General features: G+C 49.6%; 1 protein-coding gene. It reads right to left on the bottom strand.

Annotated features, from left to right (window positions below):
• Positions 1–25 precede the first annotated feature (25 nt).
• On the bottom strand, positions 26–365 hold a 340-nt coding region (gene traM / locus HMPREF2983_RS07600), incomplete at its 5' end, for a conjugative transposon protein TraM (RefSeq protein WP_141757642.1).

The following is a 365-nucleotide window of genomic DNA, read 5'->3' as shown; positions in this document are numbered from 1 at the left end:
TTTTTACTTATCATTTTCGATTGTTTTATTTGGACTGAACCAAGAAAAGGCGGTAGCCACCCTTGAGCGTTACCTTGATGGTGCGCAGTTTCTTCTGAAGCAGCTGACTTGCGCCCTGCATCACCCCACGTGCAGCCTCTGAGATAATTTGGTCTTTGGCAGAGGAAGCGAAGGTAAAGGATGTGCCCATTGAACCACCGATGTTCGCCCCAACTTCCTTAAGCGCATTGATGTCCTCCGAGCCTGGTATATACACTCCCTCCTGTCCGTCTGTGTCGTATGCCGAGAGTTTGACGGCTATGATATGGCCGTCCACCTCAATGCTTTTGACAAGCAGGTGCATACGGTTACCCTCAATCTTAGCG

The organism is Prevotella sp. HMSC077E09, assembly GCF_001814685.1.
GTDB lineage: Bacteria > Bacteroidota > Bacteroidia > Bacteroidales > Bacteroidaceae > Prevotella > Prevotella oris.
Note: the sequence above shows the minus strand (reverse complement) of the source record. Positions and strands in the feature narration are given on the sequence as shown.